Genomic DNA, 3,651 nt, shown 5'->3' with positions numbered 1-3,651 from the left:
CACGCTAGCCCACGCCGCCGACGCCGACCCGCCCGTCCACAGGTCCGGGTCGGCGGGGCTCGCCGCGCGGGACCGTCCGCTCAGACCCAGGTGCCCCGCGCGCGCAGCACGTCGCGCAGCAGGTCCGCGCGGTCGGTGACGATCCCGTCGACGCCCAGGTCGAGCAGGCGGTGCATCTCGGCGGGGTCGTTCACGGTCCACACGTGCACGCCGCGGCCCGCGGCGTGCGCGGCGGCGACCGTGCCCGCGTCGACGACCCGCAGCCGGCCCTGCGCGGCCGGCACCTGCAGCGCGTCCACCTCGCGCAGGGCGCGTGCCGCGAGGCGGGGCAGGTGCGCGCGGTGCGCGGCGAGGAAGCGCGCGACCTCGCCCGTCGCCGCCGACGTCGCGACGGGTCGGCTCAGCCGCGCGACCGTCGCGCGCCGTCGCGCCGCCGAGAACGACGCGACGCACACGCGGTCGTGCGCACGCGTGCGCTCGATCGCCGCAACGACCGGGAGCACCGCGCGCTCGCTCTTGACGTCGACGTTGACGCGCAGGTCCGGCCACGTGCCGAGCACGTCGTCGAGCCGCGGCACGGGGTCGACGCCCCCGATGCGCGCGCGCCGCACGACCGACCACGCCAGCTCGGACACCACGCCCTCGGCGTCGGTCGTGCGGTCCAGCGTGTCGTCGTGCAGCGCGACCGCCACGGCGTCGGACGTCGCGTGCGCGTCGGTCTCGACGTACCGGAATCCGAGGTCGACCGCGGCGCCGAACGCGGTGAGCGAGTTCTCGCGCCCGTCGAGCGCGAACCCGCGGTGCGCGAGCGCGACGACGCCCGACGGGTCGTCGAAGTAGGCGTGCCGCACCCGGGCGCGCCCGGGACCGTCCTCGACGTCCCGGTGCGCGTCCACGTGACCATCCTCGCGCGTCGTGGGTCCTGCCCCGGGCCGCGGCACCGGCACTTCACCCGCCCGCCCGCGTCGCCGTCCCGTCACCCGGGCGTCGTCGGGCGTCGTCGGGCGCCGGCGAGTCGAGGCGCTGCGCGTCGGAGCGGCGGGCGCACCCGCCACCCCGACGCGCGATCAGCGAGCTATCAGTGCGCCATCAGCGCGCGAGCAGCGCGACGACGGCCCAGCCGAAGAACGTGCGGGTGCCCGCGGCGTACCGGGCGGGTTCCTCGGCGAGCAGGCGGCGCACCTCGTCGTGCAGGTCGTGGTGCGGGTGGGCGTCGGCCCACCGGCGCATGGTGAGCCACTGGGACGCCTGGTACCGGTCCCAGGACTCCTCGGTCGCGCACACCATCTCGACCACGTCGTACCCGAGGTCCCCGTACCCGGACAGGAGCCCGGGCAGCGTGCGGTACGCGTCGGCGGACGGGACGCCGCACGCGGCGAGCTCGCCGGGCGCCGTCGGCACGGTGCGCCAGTACGGCTCGCCGACCAGCAGCAGCCCGCCGGGCCGCAGGCTGCGCCGCAGCAGCTCGAGCGTGCCGGGCACGCCCCCGCCGATCCACGTCGCGCCCACGCACGCCGCGACGTCCACGGGCGCGTCGGCGACCCAGCCGCTCGCGTCGGCCTCGACGAACCGCACGCGGTCGCCGACCCCGAGCGCGTCGGCACGTGCGCGGGCGTGCGCGAGGAAGTCGGGGTTGAGGTCGACGCCCACGCCCGTGACGCCGTGGTCGCGGGCCCACGTCGCGAGCAGCTCGCCCGAGCCGCACGCGAGGTCGAGCACGGTCGCGCCGGGGCGCAGGTCGAGCGCGGCCCCGAGGGTCGCGAGCTGCTGGGCGGTCAGCGGGTTGTGGATGCGGTGGCGGGACTCACGGATCGAGAAGAGACGGTGGTCGAACACGACGGTGCTCCTGGTTCCGGGGGGAGAGGTGGGCTGCTCGGTGGTGGACGTGGCCGTCCACCCGCGCCGGGACCGTCATCCGTCGTCACGCCTCTCCGCGGGAGCGCCGTCGCGTCGCGCGCGCGGCGGGGCTCCGTGCGAGCCCGGTCGCACGCTAGGACGGGACGCGCACGCGGGCCACGTCTTTGCGGTGCTCCGGCGGCCACGCACCGGCGGGCCGGGACCTCCGACCCCCGGCCGGGCCCGGAGAGCGGCCTAGCGTGCACGCTGCGCCTGCGCGCGGCCGCGCCGCCGCCCGTGCGTGCGTCCACCGCCGTGCCACCCCGGGAGCGACCATGGCAGACCCCCGCGGCTTCCTCACGACGCGGCAGCGCGAGCTGCCCGCCGACCGCCCCGTGGCCGTGCGCCTGCTCGACTGGCGCGAGGTCCACGCGCACCGCGCGGGCCACCCCGACGACGTCGCGCTCGTGCGCCGCCAGGCCGGGCGCTGCATGGACTGCGGCATCCCGTTCTGCCACTCCGGGTGCCCGCTGGGCAACGAGATGCCCGCGTGGAACGACCTCGCGTGGCGCGGGCAGTGGGCCGACGCGTGCGACCGGCTGCACGCGACCAACAACTTCCCCGAGGTCACGGGCCGCATCTGCCCGGCACCGTGCGAGGCCGCGTGCGTGCTGGGGATCAACGGTGAGCCGCTGACGATCCGGAACGTCGAGGTGGCGGTCGCCGAGGAGGCGTTCGACCGCGGGCTGCTGCCGCCGCAGGTGCCCGAGCGGCTCTCGGGCCACACGGTCGCCGTGGTCGGGTCCGGGCCCGCGGGGCTCGCGTGCGCGCAGCAGCTCACGCGTGCCGGCCACACCGTGGTCGTCTACGAGCGCGCCGACCGCGCGGGCGGGCTGCTGCGGTACGGCATCCCCGAGTTCAAGCTCGAGAAGCGTGTCGTCGACCGTCGGCTGGAGCAGATGGCCGCCGAGGGCACGCGGTTCCGCACGGGCGTCGAGATCGGCGTCGACGTGACGGGCGCGCAGCTGGCCGCTCGGTACGACGCGGTCGTGCTGGCCACCGGGTCGACCGTGCCGCGCGACCTGCCCGTGCCCGGGCGCGAGCTGCGCGGGATCGAGCAGGCCATGACCTACCTGCCGCAGGCCAACCGGGTCGCGGTCGGCGACACCGTGCCGCACCAGCTGGTCGCGACGGGGCGCGACGTGGTCGTCGTCGGCGGCGGCGACACGGGCGCCGACTGCCTGGGCACCGCGCTGCGCCAGGGCGCGCGCTCGGTCACCCAGGTCGAGATCCTGGCGACGCCACCGACCGACCGGCCGGACGACCAGCCGTGGCCGACGTACCCGCGCGTGCTGCGGACGTCCAGCGCGCACGAGGAGGGCGGCGAGCGCGTCTGGGCGACCAGCACCGTGCAGTTCCTCGCCGACGGCGCGGGCGCGGTCCGGGCGGTCGAGGTGGAGGACGTCGAGCTCGTCGACGGCCGGTTCGCGCCGGTCGCGGGCACGCGCCGCGAGCTGCCGGCCGACCTCGTGCTGCTCGCGCTGGGCTTCACGGGCGCCGAGCCGGGAGCGCTGCTCGACGAGCTGGGCGTCGCGCGCGGTCCCCGGGGCGCGATCGAGCGCGACGACGACTACGCGACGACGACGCCCGGCGTGTTCGTCGCGGGCGACGCGGGCCGCGGGCAGTCGCTCGTGGTGTGGGCGATCGCCGAGGGCCGGGCCGCCGCCGCGGCCGTCGACCGGTTCCTGTCCGGGAGCACGGCGCTGCCCGCGCCCGTGCGCGCGAGCACGGTCGCGATGGGCGTGCGCGCCGGCG

The 3,651-nt window shown here is 77.5% G+C and carries 3 protein-coding genes; 1 reads left to right on the top strand and 2 read right to left on the bottom strand.

The annotated features are described in order from the left end of the window. Positions 1 to 80: 80 nt before the first annotated feature. Together ATM99_RS09565 and ATM99_RS09560 are read right to left on the bottom strand one after the other, a co-directional pair. Positions 81 to 896: a glycerophosphodiester phosphodiesterase family protein gene (locus ATM99_RS09565; RefSeq protein ID WP_369798049.1), complete on the bottom strand. Its 816-nt coding sequence runs from the start codon at positions 894 to 896 to the stop codon at positions 81 to 83. A gap of 193 nt (positions 897 to 1,089) precedes the next feature. After that, positions 1,090 to 1,836: a cyclopropane-fatty-acyl-phospholipid synthase family protein gene (locus ATM99_RS09560; RefSeq protein WP_062102702.1), complete on the bottom strand. Its 747-nt coding sequence runs from the start codon at positions 1,834 to 1,836 to the stop codon at positions 1,090 to 1,092. A 335-nt stretch (positions 1,837 to 2,171) separates the two neighbouring features. On the opposite strand from ATM99_RS09560, the gene ATM99_RS09555 reads away from it, so the two are divergent. Further along, the coding region (locus ATM99_RS09555; protein WP_062102701.1) for a glutamate synthase subunit beta at positions 2,172 to 3,651 on the top strand (1,480 nt) is incomplete at its 3' end.

This window comes from Cellulomonas sp. B6 (assembly GCF_001462455.1).
Lineage (GTDB): Bacteria > Actinomycetota > Actinomycetes > Actinomycetales > Cellulomonadaceae > Cellulomonas.
The sequence above is the reverse complement of the archived record's forward strand: the minus strand, read 5'-3'. Positions and strand labels throughout refer to the sequence as shown.